Raw genomic sequence first — 21,818 nt, 5'->3', positions numbered from 1 at the left:
TTGGACCCAGCGAGTGTCGGCCTCCAACGCGAAAGGATTGATGCGATGGGTCTGGTTCATCAGAAATACAAGGTGGCGGTGGTTCAGGCGGCGCCGGTCTTTCTCGACCTCGATGCCACCGTGGACAAGACCATCGCGCTGATCGAGGAAGCTTCCGCGCAAGGCGCGAAGCTGATCGCCTTTCCCGAGACCTTCATTCCCGGATATCCGTGGCAGATCTGGCTTGGCGCTCCCGCCTGGGCGATCGGCCGCGGCTTTGTGCAGCGCTATTTTGACAACTCGCTCGCGTTCAACAGCCCGCAGGCGGAGAAGATCCGCAACGCCGTGAAGCGCGCCAAATTGACCGCCGTGCTCGGGCTGTCCGAACGCGACGGCGGCAGCCTTTATATAGCGCAATGGCTGATCGGCCCCGACGGCGAGACCATCGCCAAGCGCCGGAAACTGCGCCCGACCCATGCCGAACGCACCGTTTTCGGCGAAGGCGACGGCAGCGATCTCGCGGTCCACGATCGCGTCGATGTCGGACGGCTCGGCGCGCTGTGCTGCTGGGAGCACCTGCAGCCGCTGTCGAAATTCGCGATGTACGCCCAGAACGAACAGGTGCATGTCGGCGCATGGCCCAGCTTTTCGCTGTACGACCCATTCGCGCATGCGCTCGGCCATGAGGTCAACAACGCCGCCAGCAAGGTCTATGCGGTGGAAGGCTCGTGCTTCTTCTTAGGCCCCTGCGCAGTCGTCTCGCAGACGATGATCGACGAACTCTGCGACTCCCCCGAAAAGCACGCCTTCCTGCATGGCGGCGGCGGCCACGCCGTGATCTACGGACCGGACGGCAGTTCGCTGGCCGATAAACTCCCGCCCGACCAGGAAGGCATTTTGTACGCCGATATCGATCTCGGCATGATTGGGGTAGCGAAGAACGCCGCGGATCCGGCCGGGCATTATTCGAGGCCCGACGTTACACGGCTGCTGCTCAACACCACGCGCGCCAACCGCGTCGAGCATTTCTCGCTTCCCGTCGATGCCGAGGTCATGCGCGAAATCAGGCTGCAGGCCTGAGGCTTCCATTCTGACAAGGAGCAGGCCCATGGAATCCGCGATCCCGGAGCATCTGCAAACCGCGCGTACGCGTCACCGCCGCGTCGGCGACGATTATGCGCCGCCCTACCCGTCCTTCGTGGCTCGGCACAAGCCGAGCGTCACGCGGGTGGTGATGGCCTATTTCGGCCTTCAGACCCGCGGCGCGCCGCCGGTCGCCGCAGAACAGGCGTTAGTCCGGCTCGCTTCGGAATTTGCAGCGGCTGACGGCCCAACGCATTGGGACCGCGCGAGCTATGTCGACGAGGCCGGTTTCACCAACGTCGTCACGGTGGCGTACTGGGACGACCGGCAAAAATTCGATCGCTGGTTTCCGGCCGCACGCGAGCGCTGGACCGGCAACCAGCGAACCAACAACGGGTTCGGCACCTTCATCGAGGCGCTGTATCCGTCCGTCGAAGGCTATGAGACGCTATTCTCCTCCCTCGACAGACCCGAAGGCGTTGCCGTTCTCGCCGACGGCATGAGCGGCGAGGTTTTGGAGCACGCCTATTGGGGCGGCATGCGCGACCGCATCCCGTTGTCCCAAACCAGCGAGATGGCACCTTCGGGCGCGCCCCGCGCGATCCGCGACGGCGCGCGCATCCGCATCGTCCCGCATGACAATCTCTGCCTGATCCGGTCCGGCCAGGATTGGGGCGACACCGAATCCGCCGAACGCAAGATGTACCTCGGCGATGTCGAGCCGGTGTTGCGCGAAGGCATGGATTTTCTGCGCGACCAGGGACGTTCGATCGGCTGCTACGCCAACCGTTACATGACGGTCGTCGGCCGCGACGGCGGGAGAACCGAAAAATCCTACGGCATGAGCTGGTGGAAAAGCCTGTCGGCGCTGGAACGCTGGGCTGAATCCCACCCGACCCATGTCAGGATTTTCGGCGCCGCCATGAAATATCTGTCGACGCTCGGGCCGGCCGCAAAACTGCGGCTCTACCACGAGGTCACCGTCGCCCGCGCCGACGAGCAGCTCTTCGAATATGTGGATTGTCATCCGCAAACCGGGATGCTGAATGCCGTGCAGACGGTGGATGCGGCCTGAGGCTACAGCACCATCTGGGTCTGTGTCACGATTGCCACCAGCTTGCCGTCCTCGGTCTCCAGCCGCGTCTGCCATACCTGGGTGCGGCGTCCCCGATGCACTGGCGTGGCCGTCGCGATCACCGTCGACCCCTCCTTGGCGCCGCCGATGAAGTTGGTCTTGCTCTCGATCGTAGTGGTGCCCTTGGCGTCCGCGGGCAGGTTGATGACGGTCGCCGCAGCCCCAACCGAATCCGCGAACGCCATCACGGCGCCGCCGTGAATTGTGTTCCGCAGCGTGCAGAGGTCCGGCCTCACCAGCATCTTCGCCACCACCCGACCCATTCCGGCCTCGGTGAAGGTCACCCCCTTCAATTCGGCAAACGGCATCTTCATCGACTGGATTTTTTCGAGCGGCGTCATCAGTCCTCCGGCTTTTCTTTCAAGCTATTTCTCAGACAGAATGGATGCTGCCGGTAAATCAGGCAATGACCTCTGAGGTAATGGCTGCCGTGACATGGCGCAGGGAATTCGGCATATCTTCTCCATGCGCCAGTTCCCACCCCGCCGGATCGTTTGCCTGACCGAAGAGACCGTCGAGACGCTGTATCTGCTCGGCGAGCAGGATCGTATCGTTGGGGTCTCCGGCTATGCGGTGCGGCCGCCAGGAGTTCGCCGCGAGAAGCCGCGGGTTTCCGCCTTCATCTCTGCGGACATTCCGAAAATTCTCGCGCTCGAGCCTGATCTCGTGCTCGCCTTCTCCGACCTGCAGGCCGGCATCGTTGCCGACCTGGTCCGTGCGGGCATCGCCATCCACGTCTTCAACCAGCGCGACATTGCGGGCATTTTCGCGATGATCCGCACGCTCGGCGCCATCGTCGGCGCGGCGGAGCGTGCGGATCAACTCGCGAGGAGCTTCGAGGAGCGCCTCGCGCGTATCGCGGCGACACCCCGGCCTTCGCCAAAACCAAAAGTCTATTTCGAGGAATGGGACGATCCGCTGATCTCCGGCATCGGCTGGGTATCCGAACTGATCGAGATCGCCGGCGGCGAGGACGCGCTGCCAAAGCTGCGGTTTCAGCAGGCCGCCAAGGACCGGATCATATTGCCGGACGTGGTGCGCGAGGCCGCCCCCGACGTGATCCTCGCGTCCTGGTGCGGCAAGAAGGTCGTGCCCGATCGCATCCGGCAGCGTCCGGGCTGGAGTGACATCCCGGCGGTGCGCAACAACCGCATCGTCGAGATCAAGTCGCCGATCATCCTGCAGCCCGGGCCAGCGGCGCTGACCGACGGGCTCGATGCGATCGTCGCGGCGTTGTGGCAATGAAGACGTTGTCAACGTCCGGTATCATTCTGCTTAATTACCCCGCGGCAAACGAAATAGTCGATCGATCGTATTCTCCCGATCCCATTCGCCCCTCCGCAAAAATTTCGTGCTCGGCGATCCACTCGAACGACTGCTCAAATACTTCCCTCGAATAGGTCTCGAACACGATCCGCTCGCCCGGCCCCCAACTGCGCGTTTCCATCATGGCGTGGAAACGCTCGGGAAATTCGTTCTTGTAGTAGTGCGTGTAAAGCTCCGGCCGCAAATCGATGTCGCGCTGCGCCCGCCGCAAGGCGCGGAAGTATCGCCTGACATCCTCGGGATCGACCGTGCCCTTGATCATGGCAGCAATCATGAATGTGGTATCGATCACTTTGCGGAATCCCAATTGCTCTGCCAGATAATAAGGCCCATTGAAGAGCGCCGCGGCGGGGCTCTTGCCCTCGATCAACTGCGCCATTCGATGAAACAGCATGCCGTCTTCGAATGTCAGGTTGATCTCGCCCGCAGGCATGAACTGCTCGAGCGCCTGGATGGTCGAGTAATGGCTACCCGATTGGAAACCGACCGAAATCGGCACGCCGGCCAGATCGCGCGGGGTGCGTATCGGGGAATCCGCGGGCACGAAAATCCCTGATGGCGCGACCGAGTAGACGTCGGCGTAAAGCTTGGCATGGCCGTTCGACGCCGCCACGTTCACCGTCCAATGGCAGGCGCAGCTGACATCGGCTGCGCGCCCTTTCTCGATGCTCTGAAAGGCGCCCTCGTTGGCCTTGTTGTGATGCTGGCCGGCGGTCGAGCGGATCAATTCGCGGAATTCATAATCGAGGCCTTCGGCGCGGAAATAGCCCCTCTCCTCCGCAACCCATTCCTGCAGGCGAAAGTGCGGTTCGATGACGAATTTGCTCATGGCATATCTCCGTGAAGCGCGTCATTTTTTGAGTTTCTATTTGACAGCAGCCTACCCGAGGGACGTCACTACCGCCATGTCCCAACGAGAATAGATGATATGGCTGAAACGGCATCAACGGAGCTGAACCTCAGGGAACTACGCATCCTGAACGCCCTGCTGCATGAGCGCAGCATCACCCGCACGGCGGAGCTGCTGGCGACGACGCAGCCCGCCATCAGCAAGGTGCTGCGGCACCTGCGCGCGCAGTTTGGCGATCCGCTGTTCGTCCGAAACGGGCATGCGATGCAGCCCACCGTCAAGGCGGTCGAGATCGCGGACCAATTGCGCACGCTGCTCCATGCTGCCGACAGCCTGCGCGCATCAGTGACGGCGTTCGATGCCGCTCAATCGGACCGCACCTTCAGCCTGCTGCTGACCGATGTCGGGATGATCCGCTTCCTGCCTCCCCTGATCGCGCATGTAGCGGCCATCGCGCCAAGGATCAATATTCGGGCGATGCCGCTGGATTCGCGCCAGTTCGAGCTCAAGCTGGAAGCGGGTGAAGCCGATCTGGCGCTCGGCGCCTTTCCCAAGGCCCCACGCCATTTGCGGCGTCAGCGATTGTATTTCGATGGCTACGTCACCGTCGTCCGCAACGGTCATCCCCGAATTTCAGCCGCGCGGTCCCGCGCCGGCTTTCTTGCCCAGCGTCATATCCTGGTCACCGCATCAGAGACCGGACATGCCGCGCACGCGACCGCCCAGCGCGTGCTTGCTTCGCAGATCCCGCCGGCAAATATCATGCTGCGGGTCCCGAGCTTCATTGCCGGCGCCATCGTCGCGGCGGAAACTGACGGCCTCGCGACGTTGCCGGCCAATCTGGCTAGACGGCTCGCCCGACCGCTCGGGCTCGCCGTTCTGGAAACGCCGATCACCTTGCCGCGCATCGAAATCACGCAGTATTGGCACGAACGCTATCATCGTGATGCCGCGCACCGCTGGTTCAGGTCGGTGACGTCGGAGCTGTTCGGCGCAACAGCGAACACGCGCAAGCGGAACCCGGCATCGAATTGAAGTCGGCCGATCGTGCGATCTAGACCGGCTCCACCCCGCACCATTCCGCGATGAACAGCGCGGTGGCTTTGGTCGACTTCCGCAACGAGTCCAGTTCGACATATTCGTTGAAGCCGTGCATCGCCGCCCCCGTGGCGCCGAAGCACAGGCTCGGGATGTTGTAGTTCAACCCGTAGAACCGCGTGTCCGTCAGCGCGGTGAACGCACGGTCCGGCACCGTGCCGCCATAGACCGCGGCAAACGCCTTGCCGAAGGCAGCTTCCGGTTCGGCAGAATTCGTCAGCTCATAGCCCTCCGACAGGAAGCCCGACCATTCCACCTGCGGCGGATTGTTGGAGAGAAAGCGATGGTCGCGCGCCGCCGCCGACACGTAGGCCAAAATCTCCTTCTGGCATTCGGCGATCGACCAGCCCGGCAGCACCGCGATCCGGCAATCGACGTCGCACCAGGCCGGCACGCTGGACGCCCAGTCGCCGCCCTTGATGATGCCGGGGTTGAAGTTGAGCGGATGAGCGACCGCCTTGAAATGGCGGTCCGCCTTGGCGCGCTCGTTCCACGCTTCTTCGAGCTTCTGCAACGAATGGATCAGATGATACGCCGCCATGATGGCGTTCGCGCCGGCGCCGGCCTCGAACACATGCACCGGAAAGCCCCGCACCTTCAGGCGAAACCAGATCACGCCGACCTGCGAGCGCACCATCGTCTCACCCGTCGGCTCCGGGATGAAGCAGGCGTCGGCGCGGTAGCCGCGCTGCAATGTCGAGAGAGCGCCGACACCGGTGGACTCTTCCTCGATCACCGACTGGAAGTGAATGCGCGCCGTGGGCTTCAGGCCAGCGGCCTTGATCGCATCCAGCGCGTAGAGCGCACCGATGGTGCCGGACTTCATGTCGCAGGCGCCGCGGCCGTACATCCTGCCATCCTTGATGACCGGCGAGAACGGCGGCGTCTCCCACATATCGAGGGGTCCTGCCGGAACGACGTCGCAGTGGCCCTGCAGGATCAGCGATTTGCCGGCGTTGTTCGAGGGACGGTAAGTGCCGACCACCGTGCGCGCCCTGGAGAAATCATGTTCGATCGGACCGAAACCGCGCAGATCCTTCAAATCCTCGACGTCGATATGCCAGTCGTCGACCTCATAGCCGCGCTGGCGCAGGAGATCGCCGATCATGTCCTGGCACGGCCCTTCCGCGCCACGGGTCGAGGGGATCGCAACGAAATCCCGTGTCGTCGCCAGTTGCGCATCAAAGCCGGCGTCGACGGCGTCAAGGATTTTCTGTTGCGTATCGGTCGTCATGCGGCGGCTCCAGTCGCGAATTCAACGGGGTCGGGAGCGCGCACCCTACCCCGATCTCAGCCGCCGGCGTAATGCGCAAAATGCGCATCCCGCAATGCATCTTCGAGCAGACGGCCTGCCGAATAGCCGCGCAGCGATGCCGGGCGCTCGACACCGTCGAGAAGCCGCGGACAGGGTTCGGGCTCGCCCAGCACTGTGCGCACTGGAATGCGCTCGGCATAGATCGGCAGTGCATAATCCTCCTCGTCGTCGCCAACGCCCTTGGCGCGGATCTTAGCCGACGCCTGCTCGATCTCCATCGCGATCACCGACGTCGCCTTGATCTCCTGCGCCGAGCTTTGCCGCAGGCTGGCGGTACGATCGGGGAAGAAGCGGTCGACCATGGCGACCAGCGCACGCTCCTTCTCGGCGGGATCGTCGACGAGATGGGCAGTACCGAATGCCATCACGGCGCGGTAATCGGCCGAGTGATTGAATCCGCATCTTGCAAGCACCAGGCTGTCGAGATGCGCGACGGTGAGACATGCGCGTTGGCCGTCAGACTGGTTGCGCAACATGCGGCTCGCGCTGCTGCCGTGCCAGTACAGCGTGTTTCCTTCCCGCCAGAAGAAAGTCGGCGTGCAGTAAGGCTGGCCGTCGACTACGTAGGAAACGTGGCAGAGCATCGAGGCGTCGAGCAGGCCGTGAATTTTCGCCCGATCATAGGAGCCACGCTCGTGCAAGCGCTTGACCCGGTTGCGCGGCGACAGCGGATAGGAAGTGGTGGTCTCGCCTTCGATCGTCACGGCAGCTCCTTGGGGTATTGGCATGGTCGAACCAGTTGTACCGGCGAATTTGGTCTGCGATAGTGCCAATTCCATGCGAAAAATGCCGACCAATTCCCCGTCGCGGCGCAAACCCGAGTTTGCGCTCGACCTTGACGGGCCGCACATCACGCAAGGCGCCTCCTCGCAGCACCGGCTCTATCAGGCGCTCTGCCATGCCATCACAGGCGGAATCGCAAAGCCCGGCGAGCCACTGCCGCCGCAGCGAACGCTGGCCAAACAGACCGGCTTTCGCCGCAACGCCGTCACCTCGGCCTATGAGCGGCTGATCGCGGATGGGTTTGCGGTCGCCACCACGGGCTCCGGCACCTTCGTCGCCGCCCGCATTCCCGCCCGCGTCAACGACGCACGCAAGACGAAGATCGCGATCGAGGCGCCGCAGCAAGGCGCGCTCGCGCTCGGCTGCACGCATATCGATGAACGGGCGCTGCAGCGCTTCAGGGCATTTGCCGGCCGGCGCATGCGCGCCTTCGGTACCGAGCACCTGCAATATGGCGACCCCAGGGGCAGCCGCGAACTGCGCGCCGCGATTGCCGATCACCTGCTGTCGGCGCGCGGGCTGCGCTGCGATCCGGACCAGATCATGCTGGCGTCGGGAACGCAGCACGCATTGCGGATCGTGCTGGGCGCGATCCTCAAGCCCGGCGATCACATCTGGTGCGAGGATCCCGGCTATCCCGCCGCGAGAAGAGCGATCGGGCATTGTGGCCTGCGCCCCGTCTCCGTGCCGGTCGACGCCTCAGGCATGATCGTGGCCAAAGGCCGGGCTCTCGCGCCATCGGCGGGCGCGGCCTATGTGACACCGTCGCACCAGTTTCCGCTCGGCGTGCAGATGTCGATGACGCGGCGGCTGGAACTACTCGATTGGGCAAGGGAGGCGAACGCCTTCGTGATCGAGGACGATTACGACAGTGAGTTTCGATACGACGGTGCGCCATTGCTGTCGCTTGCCGGCATCGATCACCTCTCGCGTGTCATCTACATGGGCACGTTTGCAAAGACACTGTTTCCGGGATTGCGTATCGGCTACTGCGCGCTGCCCGAGCGCCTCGTCGGACCGGTGACGACGGCCCGCGCCGCGCTCGACCGCTTTCCCGGCACGCTGCTCGAAGGCGCGGTGGCGGACATGCTCAATTCCGGAGCGTTCGCGGCAAATCTGCGCAAGGTGCGCGGGATCTATCGCGAAGCCCGTGACGTCCTGGCTTCGACCTTGTCGGCGGCATCGGACGGGCTTCTATCGGTACCGGTGCCCTCGCAGGGCCTGCACCTGGTGGCGAGGTTCGATCCATCGACCGATCCACAGGTTGCCGCCAAGGCAAAGACGGAGGCCGGCGTCGCGGGCTGGCTGCTGGCGGAAACCTATTTTCGTGCGCGACCGCTGCCGGGATTCGTCCTCGGCTTTGCCGGCCACCCGATCTCGCAACTGGTTGCATCGGCCAAAAGACTGGCGGAAGCATCGCTCACCGCTCTGCAAGCGAACCGCAAGCCGAACGCAGGTGGAACCGGAAGAGCCAAAAGATTGAAGGCTGTGACCTGACCGTTCAGCCAGGGTAGCGCCCTATCAGAATCGCCGCCGCGTCACTAAGCTCGCCGCCAGATTCAAGATCACGGCGGAAACACCGGATGCCCGGCAATCGCAACGTTCTGTATCTCGTCATCGGCGTGTTGATCGTCGCGGTCGGCGTGCTCAGCTACAATCTCTACAAAGCCAAGCAAGAACCCGAGGGTTTGCAGATCAATGTCGGCCCCGGCGGGCTGAAGATCCAGAGCAAGTAAGGAAGACCGTTTTGACGCTCACAAAAGCCGTATCCCGATGCCTTGCCCTGCCCGCCGGCCTTGCCTTGTGCCTGATCGCAACGGCGGCTCTGGCGCAAGCGTTCTCACGCGAGCAAGACATTCCCGACCTGCGGCTCGGCCAGCGGGTCCTGGTCGATGACGGATCGTGCCCGGCCGGGCAGATCAAGGAAGTTCAGGGCTCGCAGATGACGACGTCAGGCGTGCTTCGCACCCGCAAGTGCATCCAGCGGCTGGGAACGAAGAAGCGATAGCAGCGCTCGCCCGCTCTAGAACATGCCGTTGGTGTTGGCGGCCTTCTCCGGGATTTCCTGCACGACGTCCCAGTGTTCGACGATCTTGCCGTTCTCGAGCCTGAAAATGTCGACGATGGCGCGGCCGCGTGTGCCCTTCTCGCGCACGCTGTGGACGTGGACGATCACGTAGTCGCCGTCCGCAAAAGCGCGCTTGATCTCGCTGCGGGAATCCGGAAATTTTTCCCGCAGGAAGCCGAGGAAGGCCTTGAAGCCTTCGATGCCGTCCGGCGCCGTCGGATTATGCTGGATGTATTGCTGTCCGAAAAACTTCGCTGCGGCGTCAAAATCCTTGCGGTTGAGCGCCGCATCGTAGAATTCGAGCACGGCCTTCTTGTTGGCTTCCTGCGTCGCGGCGTCGGCGGCTAGCACCGGCGAAGCGACGAACGACAATGCACCGATGAGGCCGATAAGAAGAGATCGCATGACAGCTCCTTTGTGCAACCGGGCTCGATGCCGACGCAGATCGTCAAACGGTCATTGCTTACAATGGCCGTTACCGGAGTGTCGAGCCTGAGTGGATTGTGGACGGAGCTGAAACCGCGCCGATCTTACTGGTTCGTCGCCGGCTCAAACATGCATTGCAATGTCGGCTTGGCGATCTTGGTGAAGGTCGGGCCGATCTCGGACTGTTTCGACGCCGGCACCCACGCGGTTTCGATCGTCGGTACACCGGTCTCGCTGATGCCGCGCAGCAGCGCTTCGCGCAAATCGGCATCTTCCACGGTCGCGGCGGCGTAGTCGTGCAGGCAGCCGCAAACGCTTTCGGGATGCGCCCAGCGGCCGACCATATGCGGCGCACAGAGCCGCACGAACTCGCCGCGCGGGTCTGGTGCCTTGAACAGGGAACGGAATGAGGTCTGCGGCGGCTGAAACTGAACCTGGGCCTGCGCCGCGCCGCTGAGAAGGAAGAAGGACAGGATTGCAGCGGAACAGATGCGTACGAGCATATGGAGCCTTTATCGGCAGTCTTTTTGCAAACGGTCCGTCACGCTCACTTGGCAGCAACAACCATCGGCTGGGACGCAGGCGCCGCAACCGGCGAGCCATTATAGGCGAAGGTACCGACGCCCGGCAGGTTTTGGTCGGAAGAACCAGCCATCGAGGGACCAGCCAGCATGAACGCGAAGGCGAGGATGAAGCTGGTCGTCCGCATCTGACTTGTCTCCGGTTGTCCGTGGCCGGCAGTGCCCGCCGTCTCGTTGGTCACGTGATAACCGTCGGCTGTTTCCGGACATCTGCGCCAAAAACGCAAAATGGTTTCATCGCGCAGGAGAAATGTTTCGTCGGCCCGCTCGGACGAAACAATAGCCGGAAAAATTCAATGAATTCAGTTGCGGCGCTCTCACTAAAGAGGATCAGACTGGAGCACGGAAACCCCATCGGGGCCGCTTTCGCCCTCATTCCATGGGGCGAGGACGGCCTCGTTCACTGGCCGACCGGATGAACCGAAGCCTCGGTCCGGCCGACTCAGTCAAACGCCGTGCAACCTTCCGCGCGCGCGTGCGTTGTAATCCCTTCCTCAACAAAGGATAGCCGTCGTGGGTAGTGGCAACATCGATGTTGGCAGTGCAACCCCGACCCGCAAACCCGGCCAGCCGGTGGAGCGCCAGGGAGAAACCTCAGAGCGTCCCGTGAGCCTTTGTGGCGCGATGTCGCAGCAGGGCGGCGAATTTCGCGGCAATGTCTCGGCGCCGCAAAAATTCGTGCATCTGGTCGGTTGCCGCGACCGCAAGGTCGGGCCCGGCTTGGAGGCCCGCCAATATTCCAATCCGGTCAAACGGTAAGCCCAAACCCCTCATTCCGGATCCGATCTCGGATCCCGGGTGGCATCGGACTTACTGGATGAATTCACCGCATTTCTGAATCGCGGCGTCGGTTGCCCCCCAAGGCATGATCGGCACCGAGGACGTCGAGTTTTTGGGGGAACCCTCGATCAGCCTGTCCGAATAGACCATGTAGACCAGCACGTTGCGTTTGGCGTCGCAGCCGCGAACGATCTGCATCTTCTTGAAGAACAGCGAGCGGCGCTGCCGGAACATGTCGTCGCCCTGTTCCAGCTTGTGCTGGAACTTAATGGGGCCGATCTGTCGGCACGCCAGCGAAATATCAGAGACTTCCTCAGCAAGGCCGAGCCATCCCTTGAAACCGCCCTTTTCCGGAACCGTGAAGTGGCAGGCCACCCCCTCGACCTCAGGGTCGTCAACCGCGTAGGTGGCGAGCTTGTCGTTCGGGCTCAGCCACTTGAACACGGTCGAGCGACGAAAAATCAGATCGGGCTCGTCGGCGGCCGACGCCGGGCCGGCCTGCCAAAGCATCAGCGCCAATACCCCCAAGGCCAGACTTCTCCACTTCCTGTCACACTTAACGATGGCCTTGGATGTCATTGATATCTCCGCTGAAGGGCTCGCGGCCTATGTAGTGGCGGAAATGCCGCACAGGAAGAGCGCCGTCCGGAGGTGCCGGCCCAGGCGCCAAAACCGGCCGCCGTTTAACGGATTGTGAGGCTTTTTTGCTACGACTGGGGCGAAAAGCGCTGGTATTAGAAGGCTTACGCTGGTGAACGCTTTTCGCCTCTGCAACAACAAATACTTATCGGAAGAGTAGGTTCGAGTAACCTGATTTGAGGATCAAGCGCGTGAGCGGGCATCGGCTTTTCAGTGCGAGTATTGCGGGCGTGGCTAATTCCAAACGGCGATTTTGGCAGATGGCGATGTTGACGGCGGCCGGCACCCTGGTTGCCACTCCCCAGGCAGATGCTGCCGCCCTGTTCTACTGGCAGGACTCCGATCCCAGCTACTACCGGCCGGTACCGATGGCGCAGCCGCGCAAGCCGAAGGCCCGCCGGCCTTCCGCCAAGACCGCGGCGACGAAGGAAACCAACGCCAAGCCGCAGGGGCCACTGATCATTGCGGTCTCGATCGAGCAGCAGAAGGTTCGCGTCTACGACACCAATGGCTTGTTCGCCGAAAGCCCGGTGTCGACCGGCATGAAGGGTCATTCGACCCCGATGGGCGTGTTCAGCGTCATCCAGAAGCACAAGATGCACCGCTCCAACATCTACAGCGACGCGCCGATGCCTTACATGCAGCGCATCACCTGGTCGGGCGTTGCGATGCATGCCGGCGTATTGCCCGGCTATCCGGCGTCGCACGGCTGCATCCGCATGCCGATGGCGTTTGCCGTGAAGATGTGGAACTGGACCAGGATGGGCGCGCGCGTCATCATTACGCCGGGCCAGATCACGCCGGCGAGTTTCACGCACCCATTGCTGGTGGCGCAGAAAGTCGTACCGCAGCCCCTCATCGCCAACGATCCGGCGACCGACGCGCCCGCCGTGAAGAGTGACAAGGGCGCGGATGCGGGCAGCGCGACCAAGCCTGCGAATGCCAATTCGGAAACGAGCCTCGAACTCCGATCGACCGTCGGGCATGCGGCGCCGCTCCGCGAACAGACCCACACCGCGGATGCCCGAGGCGCGTTGCCCGCGACGAACGGCGTCATCACCATGTCCGATGCAACGCCGTCTGCAACCAAGGTCCAACCTGTCAGCGATACCCCGAGCGCGGAAGCAAAGGCGGATGCGCCGAAATCCGAACCGGCTAGCCCGGCGGCTGACGCTGCGGCCGTCGATGTCAAATCGACAGATACGGTTGCGATCGATGGCAAGAAAGTCGACGAGGCGATGGCGCCCGCGCCGTCCGCCGGCGAGGCGAAGGTCGAAACCACATCCGAACAAGCGAACACCGAAGTCCCCCCGGCAGCGATCGCCAATGTCGGGCCGTCCAAAATTGACGCGCCCAAGGCCGAGGAGACCAAGGCCGTCGAAAGGCCCGCCGACCCCGCCAAGGCGGTCGCGATACCGGCTGCACCAGCCGTCGCACCTGACGCCAAGAAGGATGCGGCGCGTCTGCCCGGCGCGGACAAGGCTGCCAGGGCCGAAACGCCCCGGCGTCCCGGTCAGATTGCGGTGTTCGTGAGCCGCAAGGATTCCAAGCTGTACGTTCGCGAGAACTTCAAGCCGCAGTTCGACGTTCCGATCACCATCGCGCCGAGCGACCGGCCGCTGGGTACGCACGTGTTCACCGCCGAGGCCGATAAGAACGATCCCAACCTGTTGCGCTGGTCGGTGGTCTCGCTGCCGGTCACGGCGCGCAATGCGGCCCGGACCGACGAGGACGACCGCGCTGCACGGCGCCGCAAGATGGCCGGCGGAGCCGAAGCCAAGCCGTTGCCGGCGCCGAATAGCCCCGCCGAGGCGCTGGACCGCATCACCATCGCTCCGGAGGCGATGGCGCGGATCGCCGAAGTCCTGACCACCGGCAGTTCGATCGTGGTGTCCGATCACGGCGTCAACCAGGGCGGTGAAACCGGCGAAGGCACCGACTTCATCGTCCCGCTGCGGTAGACCCTATAACGGCTTGTTGAGGCGCAGCAGTCCGCGCGTTGCGCTATGCTTTGCGCTGTCGAACCGCAGCCTGAAGCTTTTCATCGAGGCTTTTCATGTTGGACCGCAGGACCCTGATATCAGCGGCGCTGGCCGCGATCGCAGCCGTCACCTCGAACAGGCAATCGCTGGCGCAGGCCGGCATGAGCCGAATCACGGCTTACGCATTTTCATTTCCGGGCTTGGCCGGCGGCGATATCCGGCTTTCCGAATTTACCGGCCGGCCGATGCTGATCGTCAACACAGCTTCGCTCTGTGGCTTCACGCCGCAATATGGAGGCTTGCAGGAATTGTGGACCGAGTTTCACGATCGCGGCCTGATGATCATCGGCGTTCCCTCCAACGATTTCGGCGGCCAGGAGCCGGGCGGCGCGGCCGAAATCACCGCGACCGCGCAGAACCACCACGTCGCTTTTCCGATCGCCGCGAAAGCCGTCGTCAAGGGAGCGAACGCGCATCCGTTCTACAAATGGGCGGCGGAAGCGCGCCCGAGGGATGTTCCACGGTGGAACTTCCACAAATACCTGATCGGCCGCGACGGCTATATCGCCGACGTCTTCCCGGAATCCGTCGAACCCCTGGATACACGGGTGAAAACCGCCATCGCGCGGGCACTGGCCCAAAGCGTTTCCGAGCGTAGTGGGTAGCCGTTCGCGGTTAAAGGAAACGCGTCAAAAAGACCACAAGACTCCTGAATTAACCGGCCCGGTGACAATCGGCTGGGCGTAACCGCTGCCGTTGCGTTGGCGCACCTGCCCCAACTAGGCTAGTATATGCGTCGGGGCATGGAGGCAGACCGGACGACGGCAACGCCGGGACCGGGATTCGAATTTAAGGAAAACAAGATGCGTATTGCGGCAGGGTTGATCTTTGCAAGCGCGGTTTCGCTGTTGGCATCAAGCGCGGCGTGGTCGCAAGCGCTACCCGCCAAAGGCGCGGCGGCCGCTCCACAGGCTGCTCCGGCGCCAGCCCCCGCCCCGCCGCCAGCGCCTGTCTCGACCCGTCCGCCCTGCAACAATCCAAACGCACTCGGCATCGGCCGCACCGTCGAGATCGACACAACAGGCGGCCCCGGTTTCGGCTTCGAGCACTTCAAGGAGCTCGACTTCCTGCGCGACAAGGAGGTGGTGCTGACCTTTGACGACGGCCCGTGGCCGGTAAATACGCCTTCGGTCTTGAAGACGCTCGCGGAAGAATGCACCACCGGCATCTTCTTTCCGATCGGCAAGCACGCCACCTATTATCCGGAAATCCTCAAGCAGGTGCTGGCGGCCGGCCACACCGTCGGATCGCATACCTGGTCGCATGCTGCCCTCGTCAACAAGAAGCTGAATGAGGACCAGCGCAAGGAAGAAATCGAAAAGGGATTCAGCGCGGTCAAGTGGGCGCTCGGCGGCAAGGCGCCGGCACCGTTCTTCCGCTTCCCGGCGCTGCAGCATCCGCCTGAGATGGTGACGTACCTCGGCACCCGTAACATCGCGATCTTTTCCTGCGATCTCGACTCTTTCGATTTCAAGGCCAGCAAATCGGACAAGGTCATCGAAACGGTGATGCGCAAGGTCGAGAAGCTGGGTAAGGGCATCATCCTGATGCACGACTTCCAGAAGCACACCGCGGAAGCCCTGCCCGAGCTTCTGAAGAAGCTGAAGGCCGGCGGCTACAAGGTGGTTGCGATGCGCGCCAAGGCGCCGGTGCAGACGCTGGCGCAATATGACGAGGAAATCGTCAAGGACCTGAAGCTGCCGACCGTGAGCTCGCGCCCGGTTTCCAGCGTCGTGCAGACGATCTCGGAATAACGCGGCGCGACACGTCCCGTGCCGGCGCTGCGTATCGAAGGCTATGTCATCGTCTCCGCGGACGGCATGCTGGCCGACGCGCGCAATGTGATGCCGGACGAATTGAAGTTCGAGGGCGACAAGGCGTTTTTCACCGCCGCCCTCGACCGCGCCGATCTGATCCTGCACGGCCACAATTCCTACGAAGACCAGCCGAACTCGCCGCGGCGCAAGCGGATCATCCTGACGCGGAAGATCGACGCGATCGCGCCCGATCCGTCCAATCCGAGAGCCACGTTATGGAATCCCGCGGACGCTTCGTTTGAGGCCGCCTGCAATCATGCAGGCGTTGATTCCGGCACGGCTGCCGTGATCGGCGGCCCCGGCGTGTTCGGCATGTTCATGGGCCGCTATGACGCGTTCTGGCTCTCGGTGGCGCCGCACGTCCGCCTTCCCGGCGGCGAGCCCTGCTTCCCCGGCGTCCCCGCCCGCACGCCGCAGCAAATCCTCGCTGCGCACGGCTTGCGCGCCGGCGAACCGCAGATGCTTGATGCAGCGAACGAGGTCAGCGTCACGCCGTGGCGGCGCGGCGCCTAGAGCGTTTTCCAGCGAAGTGGGGACCGGTTCGCGGCAAGAAAACGCGTCAAATCAAAAATCTAGAGCCCGGTTCCGATTCCAGCGGAACGGAAAAGGGCTCTAGAATGAATCGAGACTAGACGTCTCCATAGGCCGGTTCATTTGGCCGCGGCCCGCGGCCGTAACCTGCAATCATGAACAGCGCGCCGATGATCGACAGGTTCTTCAAGGCGTCGATCAACGTCTTGGCATTTTCGGGCGCCGCCTGGTTCCAGAAATCGTGGAAATAGAAGGTCGTCGCGATGACGAAGAAGATCAGCAGGATCGCAAAGAAGCGCGCGGCGAAATTGACCGCGATCATCAGGCCCGCCAGGATCTCGAAGCCGCCTACGCCGACCGCCAGCAATTGCGGCATCGGCATGCCCGTCATGGTTTCCAGCTGCGAGGTATAGGGCGCAAGCAGCGCCGGAATCGTGACCTTGGTTGCGATGAAGTCCGCCGTCGGCTGTATAGCGAAGAGCTTGGTCGCCCCCGTGTACATGAAGAGGACGGCGAACAGGACTCGCCCGAAGGTAACTAACGCTGGCATGGGATCGGCCTCACTGAATGGCATGCAAAGGGTGCAGGCGGCGCGAAACGATTATGGGCGTTTCGCCCCCGCTTTTCAAACGCTCAAATCGAAACCCTCCGCGCAGGAGCCCTGCGCGGACTATAACCAAACCTTTTGATAGAAGCAGAACCAAGGCCCTTTTTTGGCCATAGCGTTTTCGAGCGTAGATACATTCCCGCAGAGAAAACGCGTCAAACCAAAAGACTAGAGCGGTTCTGATTCAATCAGAACCCGCTCTATCCAAACAACGTCGGCTGCTGGCGGCCGGCGCGCTCCTGGGCCTCGACGGCGGCAACCGCCGTCATGTTGAGCACGCCGCGCGCCGTCACCCCCGGGGTGAGAACATGCGCCGGACGCGCCGGCCCGATCAGGATCGGCCCGACCGGCAGCGCATCCGCCAGCGTCTTGATCATCTGGTAGGCGACGTTGGCGGTGTCGAGGTTCGGCATGATCAGGATGTTGGCATCGCCTTCCAGATTGGAATGCGGCAGCACCAGCTTGCGCGCCGCGGCCGAAAGCGCGGTATCGCCCTGCATTTCGCCGTCGGCCTCGATCTCCGGATGCTTTTCCTTCAGCAGCGCGGTGGCGCGGCGCATCTTGCGCGAGGAGTCGGTGTCGTAACTGCCGAAGTCGGAATGTGACACGAAGGCGACGCGCGGCTTCATGGCGAACCGCTGCACATGGTTTGCCGCCAGCGACGCCACTTCCGCGAGTTCCTCGGCGCTTGGGTTCGGGCGCACCTGGGTATCGGCGATGAAATAGGAACCCTTGCTGGTGATCATCATCGACAGCGCCGCGAAATCGCTGACGCCAGGCAGGAAGCCGATGATCTCCCGGACATGGCGCAGATGGCTCATGTAGCGGCCTTCGACGCCGCAGATCATGGCGTCGGCCTCGCCGCGGACCACCGCAAGCGCGGCGATCACGGTGTTGTTGGTGCGGACCACGGTACGGGCGGCTTCGGGCGTGACGCCGCGCCTTCCAGCCGCGTCGATATAGGTCTGCACATAGGAACGGTAGCGCGGATCGTCCTCGGGATTGACCAGATCGAAATCCTTGCCCGCCTTGATCGAGAGGCCGAACCGCTTGAGCCTTGCTTCTACGACGGAGGGGCGCCCGACCAGAATCGGCCGCGCCAGTTTCTCTTCAAGCACGACCTGCGTCGCGCGCAGCACCCGCTCGTCCTCGCCCTCGGCATAGATCACGCGGACCGGCTGCGTCTTGGCCTTGGCGAATACCGGCTTCATGACGAGGCCGGAGCGGAAGGCGAAGCGCTGCAGCAGTGCGCAATATTCGTCAAAGTTCTTGATCGGGCGCGTCGCCACGCCGGATTCCATCGCAGCCTTCGCCACCGCCGGCGCGATGCGCAGGATCAGCCGCGGATCGAACGGGCTCGGGATCAGCGAGCCCGGGCCGAACCCTTGCGTCTCGCCGCTGTCAAAACCCTGCGCCACCGCATCTGACGGCGGATCGCGCGCGAGCTGCGCGATCGCATCGACGGCCGCATGTTTCATTTCCTCGTTGATCCCGGTGGCGCCGACGTCGAGCGCGCCGCGGAAGATGAACGGGAAGCACAGGACGTTGTTGACCTGGTTCGGGAAGTCGGACCGCCCGGTGCAGATCATCGCGTCGGGGCGCGCCTTGCGCGCCTCGTCCGGCATGATTTCCGGGTTCGGATTGGCCAGCGCCATCACCAGCGGCTGGTCCGCCATCGACTGGACCATCTCGGGCTTGAGCACGTTGGGCGCGGAAAGCCCCAGGAAGATATCGGCGCCGCCAATCACGTCCGCCAGCACGCGCGCGTTCGTCTTCTGCGCATAGACCGCCTTCCAGCGATCCATCAGCGTGTTGCGGCCCTCATGCACCACGCCGTCGATGTCACAGACCCAGATGTTCTTGCGTTGCGCACCCATTGAAACCAGGAGATTCAGGCACGCGATCGCCGCGGCACCGGCGCCGGAACAGACGATCTTCACATCAGCCAGTTTCTTGCCGTTCAGCAGCAGCGCATTAACGATAGCGGCTCCGACGATGATGGCGGTGCCATGCTGGTCGTCATGGAACACCGGGATCTTCATGCGCGCCTTGAGCTGCGCCTCGATCTCAAAACACTCCGGCCCCTTGATGTCCTCGAGATTGATGCCGCCGAAGGTCGGTTCCAGCGCTGCCACCGTCTCGACCACGCGCTCGATGGTGTCGGCAGCGATTTCGATGTCGAAGACGTCGATCCCGGCGAATTTCTTGAACAGGACCGCCTTGCCCTCCATGACGGGCTTCGAGGCCAGGGGGCCGATATTGCCCAGCCCCAACACCGCGGTACCGTTAGAAACCACGGCGACCAAATTGGCCCGGGAGGTCAGTGACGCCGCTTCGGCCGGGTTGTTGGCGATTTCGGTGCAGGCCGCAGCGACCCCGGGCGAATAGGCCAGCGCGAGGTCGCGCTGGTTGGCGAGCGGCTTGGTCGCCTGGATCTCGAGTTTGCCGGGGCGCGGCAGCCGGTGATACGCCAACGCCGCGGAGTGGAGATCTTCAGAATAGGACGACATGCACTCCCCCACAGGCTTTCTCGACCCCGAATTACTTCCGGCGGTCGGTCTTCATTCGAACCGTTAGTTTTGCGGCAGATTTGGCCGGATGTGAAGCACGGGCGACCACTTGGTTGCAACATCCGCGAACGCCGCCGTCAACAGGGACCGATCGACGGAAAGCGGCAAATCCGGTAGCATAATTGTCTCCCTACCTCATTCCCTTGACCGACAATATGGCAAATTTGCCTCCGCAGTGTCGGCGACCGGAGCACAACTAATGGTAAAGATACTGGTGGGCTTGGCCGCTGCGGTCGTGATCGCGGTGGGCGGCTACTTCGGCTTCGAGTTTTATACCCAGCACCGGATCGCCGGCGAAGTCGAGACCGCGTTCGAGCAGATTCGCGCCGGCGGCGGCAAGGCAAGCCACGGCAAGGTGTCGTTCGACCTGAAGAGCCGCACGCTCACGATCGCCGATATCGCGACCGAATCCGCGTCCCAGCCGCCGGTGCGCCTGAAGATCGCCGGCATCACGGCTTCGGGGGTCGGCCAGCCGGATACAGGCCGATTCTCGGCCGACAGCATCGAAACGTCAGACATGGAAATCAGCGCCAACATTGCCGGTCCAGCAGGCGGGGGCCTTTCCTACAAGATGCCGCGGGTCGTGATGAAGGATTATTCCGGCCCTGCAGGCCTGCAGCGGCCGTCGGCTCCGGCATCCGCCATCGAAATGTATCGGTCCGCGCTCGAGCAATTCGCCGCAGTCTCGGCGACGTCGATTTCGGTCCCGAGCATTACGGGGACTGTCAACTTTGGCACCGCCCTGTCGGGCGACTTCGCCTATTCGGGTACGGCCCTGCAGGACATCAAGGGCGGCAAGATCGCGACCATGCAGGTCGAACGAGCTAACTTCACGGTCAACACGCAACAGGCCGGCAAGGCCGACAAAATGACCGGCGAGATCGCCAATCTCAGCTCCCGCGATTTCGATGCCAACGCGGCTGCCGCGATCCTCGATCCGCAGAAGGCCAATGACGACCGCTATTACAGCTTCTACGGCAAGACATCGGCCGGTCCCTACACTGTCACTTCAGCGCTCGGCCTGCGCATGCGTATCGACCAGATGACCATCGATGGCGTTGCCGCGCGACCGTCACGGCTGCAACTGCCGGCATTGCTTGCGATGATCCAGGCGGCCGGGGCTACATCTCCGACGCCTGCTCAAACGCGTGAAATGATCGACAAGATGGCTGCGCTTTACGAGGGCATGCGGATCGGAACGGCCGAGATGCGCGGCCTTTCGGCTGAAACACCGCAAGGCCCATTCAAGCTCTCAGCGATCCGGTTCAACCTGGAAGATGGCAAGATAGGAGAGTTTGCAGTCGAAGGGCTCGATACAAACACGCCGAAAGGGCCCATCAAGCTCGGACGTTTTGCGCTGAAGTCGCTGGATATCGCCAACTTCATGCGGGTATCGGCGCAGTTCGCGAACCCGGCACAGCCGCCCTCGCCCGAACTGATTGCCGGGCTGTTTCCGCTGATCCAGGGCGTTGAGATCAAGGGCGTGACGGCGCCGTTCAAGAACAGCGGCAAGTTCGTCAACCTCGATGGCTTCGACCTGAACTGGGGGCAGTTCGTGGGCCCCATTCCGAGCAAGGCGCGCCTGACCGCGAAGATGACCACGCCGGTCGATGCGACCGATCCTGCCATGAAAGCGCTCATCGCGGCCGGGCTGGATACGCTTTCGGCCGATGGCGATATCGGCGCGGAATGGACCGAGGCGACCCGAAGCTTCGTTGTCGACGTCCCGAAGCTCGAGATCGGCGGGCTGCTGAAGGCATCCGCGCGGATCGCGCTCGCCAACGTGCCGCGGCAGGTATTTTCAGCCAACGCGGCCCAGGCGATCGGGGCGGCGGCGCAGATCGAAGCCGGCACGATCGAGCTCACGGTGCGCGATCTGGGCAGCGTCGATCTCGGGGTCGCTCAATATGCCCGCACCCAGAACGTCAGCCGCGAGGATGCAAGAAAAGCGATCGCTCAGAGCATCAGGGACTCCAGCACATCAGAGACATTTGCACCCGCAACGGAGGCGATCAGGGGCGCGCTGGTCAGCTTTGTCGAGACCCCGGAACAGACGCTGATCATCAAGCTGACGCCGCTCGCCAAGGTGCCGGCGCTGCAGCTTGTTCAGATGTTGAAGACCGATCCGCTCATCGCGCTGACGCAATTCCGGATCGAGGCTTCGACAGGACTGTGAGCTAGCCCGAGC

The 21,818-nt window shown here is 62.9% G+C and carries 23 protein-coding genes; 13 read left to right on the top strand and 10 right to left on the bottom strand.

Going from position 1 to position 21,818, the window contains the following annotated elements:
• Positions 1-45: 45 nt before the first annotated feature.
• Both V1283_RS14820 and V1283_RS14815 read left to right on the top strand, forming a co-directional pair.
• The gene (locus tag V1283_RS14820) at positions 46-1,059 is read left to right on the top strand and encodes a carbon-nitrogen hydrolase family protein (protein ID WP_334387208.1); all 1,014 of its coding nucleotides are present in this window, start codon (positions 46-48) and stop codon (positions 1,057-1,059) included.
• Positions 1,060-1,087: 28 nt separating this feature from the next.
• Complete coding sequence (locus tag V1283_RS14815) at positions 1,088-2,137, top strand: phenylacetaldoxime dehydratase family protein (protein ID WP_334387207.1); 1,050 nt, start codon at positions 1,088-1,090, stop codon at positions 2,135-2,137.
• A gap of 2 nt (positions 2,138-2,139) precedes the next feature.
• On the opposite strand, the gene V1283_RS14810 is transcribed toward V1283_RS14815, so the two are convergent.
• Positions 2,140-2,538, bottom strand: a complete 399-nt coding sequence (locus tag V1283_RS14810; RefSeq protein ID WP_334387206.1) for a PaaI family thioesterase — start codon at positions 2,536-2,538, stop codon at positions 2,140-2,142.
• A 124-nt stretch (positions 2,539-2,662) separates the two neighbouring features.
• Here V1283_RS14810 and V1283_RS14805 point away from each other — a divergent pair, with 124 nt between their 5' ends.
• Positions 2,663-3,442, top strand: a complete 780-nt coding sequence (locus V1283_RS14805) for a cobalamin-binding protein (protein ID WP_334393071.1) — start codon at positions 2,663-2,665, stop codon at positions 3,440-3,442.
• Positions 3,443-3,476: 34 nt separating this feature from the next.
• On the opposite strand, the gene V1283_RS14800 is transcribed toward V1283_RS14805, so the two are convergent.
• The gene (locus V1283_RS14800) at positions 3,477-4,352 is read right to left on the bottom strand and encodes an ABC transporter substrate-binding protein (protein ID WP_334387205.1); all 876 of its coding nucleotides are present in this window, start codon (positions 4,350-4,352) and stop codon (positions 3,477-3,479) included.
• 99 nt (positions 4,353-4,451) lie between these two features.
• Between V1283_RS14800 and V1283_RS14795 the strand changes: the two genes are divergently transcribed.
• Positions 4,452-5,408 (top strand): LysR family transcriptional regulator, encoded by a 957-nt coding sequence (locus tag V1283_RS14795; RefSeq protein WP_334387204.1) that lies wholly within the window; start codon positions 4,452-4,454, stop codon positions 5,406-5,408.
• Between the two features lie 19 nt (positions 5,409-5,427).
• Here the strand turns inward: V1283_RS14795 and V1283_RS14790 are convergent, their stop codons facing one another.
• On the bottom strand, positions 5,428-6,705 hold the full coding sequence (locus V1283_RS14790; protein ID WP_334387203.1) for an ArgE/DapE family deacylase: 1,278 nt from the start codon (positions 6,703-6,705) through the stop codon (positions 5,428-5,430).
• A 56-nt stretch (positions 6,706-6,761) separates the two neighbouring features.
• On the bottom strand, positions 6,762-7,484 hold the full coding sequence (locus V1283_RS14785) for a pyridoxamine 5'-phosphate oxidase family protein (RefSeq protein ID WP_334393069.1): 723 nt from the start codon (positions 7,482-7,484) through the stop codon (positions 6,762-6,764).
• 79 nt (positions 7,485-7,563) lie between these two features.
• Between V1283_RS14785 and pdxR the strand changes: the two genes are divergently transcribed.
• The 3 genes from pdxR to V1283_RS14770 all read left to right on the top strand — a co-directional run bounded on the left by pdxR (position 7,564) and on the right by V1283_RS14770 (position 9,577).
• Positions 7,564-9,066 (top strand): MocR-like pyridoxine biosynthesis transcription factor PdxR, encoded by a 1,503-nt coding sequence (gene pdxR, locus V1283_RS14780; RefSeq protein ID WP_334393068.1) that lies wholly within the window; start codon positions 7,564-7,566, stop codon positions 9,064-9,066.
• Positions 9,067-9,152: 86 nt separating this feature from the next.
• The gene (locus V1283_RS14775) at positions 9,153-9,305 is read left to right on the top strand and encodes a hypothetical protein (RefSeq protein WP_334387202.1); all 153 of its coding nucleotides are present in this window, start codon (positions 9,153-9,155) and stop codon (positions 9,303-9,305) included.
• An 11-nt stretch (positions 9,306-9,316) separates the two neighbouring features.
• The gene (locus tag V1283_RS14770; protein ID WP_334387201.1) at positions 9,317-9,577 is read left to right on the top strand and encodes a DUF6719 family protein; all 261 of its coding nucleotides are present in this window, start codon (positions 9,317-9,319) and stop codon (positions 9,575-9,577) included.
• Positions 9,578-9,592: 15 nt separating this feature from the next.
• Here the strand turns inward: V1283_RS14770 and V1283_RS14765 are convergent, their stop codons facing one another.
• The 3 genes from V1283_RS14765 to V1283_RS14755 all read right to left on the bottom strand — a co-directional run bounded on the left by V1283_RS14765 (position 9,593) and on the right by V1283_RS14755 (position 10,772).
• On the bottom strand, positions 9,593-10,042 hold the full coding sequence (locus tag V1283_RS14765) for a nuclear transport factor 2 family protein (RefSeq protein WP_334387200.1): 450 nt from the start codon (positions 10,040-10,042) through the stop codon (positions 9,593-9,595).
• A gap of 125 nt (positions 10,043-10,167) precedes the next feature.
• On the bottom strand, positions 10,168-10,566 hold the full coding sequence (locus V1283_RS14760; protein ID WP_334387199.1) for a hypothetical protein: 399 nt from the start codon (positions 10,564-10,566) through the stop codon (positions 10,168-10,170).
• 44 nt (positions 10,567-10,610) lie between these two features.
• Positions 10,611-10,772, bottom strand: a complete 162-nt coding sequence (locus V1283_RS14755; protein WP_334387198.1) for a hypothetical protein — start codon at positions 10,770-10,772, stop codon at positions 10,611-10,613.
• Positions 10,773-11,157: 385 nt separating this feature from the next.
• Between V1283_RS14755 and V1283_RS14750 the strand changes: the two genes are divergently transcribed.
• Positions 11,158-11,403 carry a hypothetical protein gene (locus tag V1283_RS14750; protein WP_334387197.1) on the top strand — a complete coding sequence of 82 codons (246 nt, stop codon included), beginning with the start codon at positions 11,158-11,160 and terminating at the stop codon, positions 11,401-11,403.
• Between the two features lie 51 nt (positions 11,404-11,454).
• Here the strand turns inward: V1283_RS14750 and V1283_RS14745 are convergent, their stop codons facing one another.
• Entirely contained in the window at positions 11,455-12,003 is a 549-nt protein-coding gene (locus V1283_RS14745; protein WP_442895745.1) for a CreA family protein, read from the bottom strand.
• A 320-nt stretch (positions 12,004-12,323) separates the two neighbouring features.
• Here V1283_RS14745 and V1283_RS14740 point away from each other — a divergent pair, with 320 nt between their 5' ends.
• The 4 genes from V1283_RS14740 to V1283_RS14725 all read left to right on the top strand — a co-directional run bounded on the left by V1283_RS14740 (position 12,324) and on the right by V1283_RS14725 (position 16,435).
• Positions 12,324-14,024 (top strand): L,D-transpeptidase, encoded by a 1,701-nt coding sequence (locus V1283_RS14740; RefSeq protein WP_334387196.1) that lies wholly within the window; start codon positions 12,324-12,326, stop codon positions 14,022-14,024.
• A 95-nt stretch (positions 14,025-14,119) separates the two neighbouring features.
• A complete protein-coding gene (locus tag V1283_RS14735) occupies positions 14,120-14,710 on the top strand; it encodes a glutathione peroxidase (protein ID WP_334387195.1) in 591 nt (196 codons plus the stop codon).
• Between the two features lie 198 nt (positions 14,711-14,908).
• Positions 14,909-15,859, top strand: coding sequence for a polysaccharide deacetylase family protein (locus tag V1283_RS14730; RefSeq protein WP_334387194.1), 951 nt, complete (start codon positions 14,909-14,911; stop codon positions 15,857-15,859).
• Positions 15,860-15,925: 66 nt separating this feature from the next.
• Entirely contained in the window at positions 15,926-16,435 is a 510-nt protein-coding gene (locus V1283_RS14725) for a dihydrofolate reductase (protein WP_334393066.1), read from the top strand.
• Between the two features lie 115 nt (positions 16,436-16,550).
• Here the strand turns inward: V1283_RS14725 and V1283_RS14720 are convergent, their stop codons facing one another.
• Positions 16,551-17,003: a DoxX family protein gene (locus V1283_RS14720; protein ID WP_334387193.1), complete on the bottom strand. Its 453-nt coding sequence runs from the start codon at positions 17,001-17,003 to the stop codon at positions 16,551-16,553.
• A gap of 257 nt (positions 17,004-17,260) precedes the next feature.
• The gene (locus V1283_RS14715) at positions 17,261-19,570 is read right to left on the bottom strand and encodes an NADP-dependent malic enzyme (RefSeq protein ID WP_334387192.1); all 2,310 of its coding nucleotides are present in this window, start codon (positions 19,568-19,570) and stop codon (positions 17,261-17,263) included.
• Between the two features lie 259 nt (positions 19,571-19,829).
• On the opposite strand from V1283_RS14715, the gene V1283_RS14710 reads away from it, so the two are divergent.
• Positions 19,830-21,806, top strand: coding sequence for a hypothetical protein (locus tag V1283_RS14710; RefSeq protein ID WP_334387191.1), 1,977 nt, complete (start codon positions 19,830-19,832; stop codon positions 21,804-21,806).
• The last annotated feature ends 12 nt before the right edge of the window (positions 21,807-21,818 follow it).

It is taken from the genome of Bradyrhizobium sp. AZCC 2262 (assembly GCF_036924535.1).
Taxonomy (GTDB): Bacteria; Pseudomonadota; Alphaproteobacteria; order Rhizobiales; family Xanthobacteraceae; genus Bradyrhizobium.
This window is presented reverse-complemented; position numbering and strand designations above follow the sequence as displayed.

Bases quoted from the DNA above. Each gene is read 5' to 3' on its own strand.
- V1283_RS14790 (WP_334387203.1), bottom strand. From the start codon at position 6,705: ATGACGACCGATACGCAACAGAAAATCCTTGACGCCGTCGACGCCGGC.
- V1283_RS14715 (WP_334387192.1), bottom strand. From the start codon at position 19,570: ATGTCGTCCTATTCTGAAGATCTCCACTCCGCGGCGTTGGCGTATCAC.
- V1283_RS14760 (WP_334387199.1), bottom strand. From the start codon at position 10,566: ATGCTCGTACGCATCTGTTCCGCTGCAATCCTGTCCTTCTTCCTTCTC.
- V1283_RS14800 (WP_334387205.1), bottom strand. From the start codon at position 4,352: ATGAGCAAATTCGTCATCGAACCGCACTTTCGCCTGCAGGAATGGGTT.
- V1283_RS14765 (WP_334387200.1), bottom strand. From the start codon at position 10,042: ATGCGATCTCTTCTTATCGGCCTCATCGGTGCATTGTCGTTCGTCGCT.
- pdxR (WP_334393068.1), top strand. From the start codon at position 7,564: ATGCGAAAAATGCCGACCAATTCCCCGTCGCGGCGCAAACCCGAGTTT.
- V1283_RS14740 (WP_334387196.1), top strand. From the start codon at position 12,324: ATGGCGATGTTGACGGCGGCCGGCACCCTGGTTGCCACTCCCCAGGCA.
- V1283_RS14815 (WP_334387207.1), top strand. From the start codon at position 1,088: ATGGAATCCGCGATCCCGGAGCATCTGCAAACCGCGCGTACGCGTCAC.
- V1283_RS14820 (WP_334387208.1), top strand. From the start codon at position 46: ATGGGTCTGGTTCATCAGAAATACAAGGTGGCGGTGGTTCAGGCGGCG.
- V1283_RS14730 (WP_334387194.1), top strand. From the start codon at position 14,909: ATGCGTATTGCGGCAGGGTTGATCTTTGCAAGCGCGGTTTCGCTGTTG.
- V1283_RS14805 (WP_334393071.1), top strand. From the start codon at position 2,663: ATGCGCCAGTTCCCACCCCGCCGGATCGTTTGCCTGACCGAAGAGACC.
- V1283_RS14810 (WP_334387206.1), bottom strand. From the start codon at position 2,538: ATGACGCCGCTCGAAAAAATCCAGTCGATGAAGATGCCGTTTGCCGAA.
- V1283_RS14710 (WP_334387191.1), top strand. From the start codon at position 19,830: ATGGTAAAGATACTGGTGGGCTTGGCCGCTGCGGTCGTGATCGCGGTG.
- V1283_RS14745 (WP_442895745.1), bottom strand. From the start codon at position 12,003: ATGACATCCAAGGCCATCGTTAAGTGTGACAGGAAGTGGAGAAGTCTG.
- V1283_RS14775 (WP_334387202.1), top strand. From the start codon at position 9,153: ATGCCCGGCAATCGCAACGTTCTGTATCTCGTCATCGGCGTGTTGATC.
- V1283_RS14755 (WP_334387198.1), bottom strand. From the start codon at position 10,772: ATGCGGACGACCAGCTTCATCCTCGCCTTCGCGTTCATGCTGGCTGGT.
- V1283_RS14725 (WP_334393066.1), top strand. From the start codon at position 15,926: ATGCTGGCCGACGCGCGCAATGTGATGCCGGACGAATTGAAGTTCGAG.
- V1283_RS14735 (WP_334387195.1), top strand. From the start codon at position 14,120: ATGTTGGACCGCAGGACCCTGATATCAGCGGCGCTGGCCGCGATCGCA.
- V1283_RS14795 (WP_334387204.1), top strand. From the start codon at position 4,452: ATGGCTGAAACGGCATCAACGGAGCTGAACCTCAGGGAACTACGCATC.
- V1283_RS14720 (WP_334387193.1), bottom strand. From the start codon at position 17,003: ATGCCAGCGTTAGTTACCTTCGGGCGAGTCCTGTTCGCCGTCCTCTTC.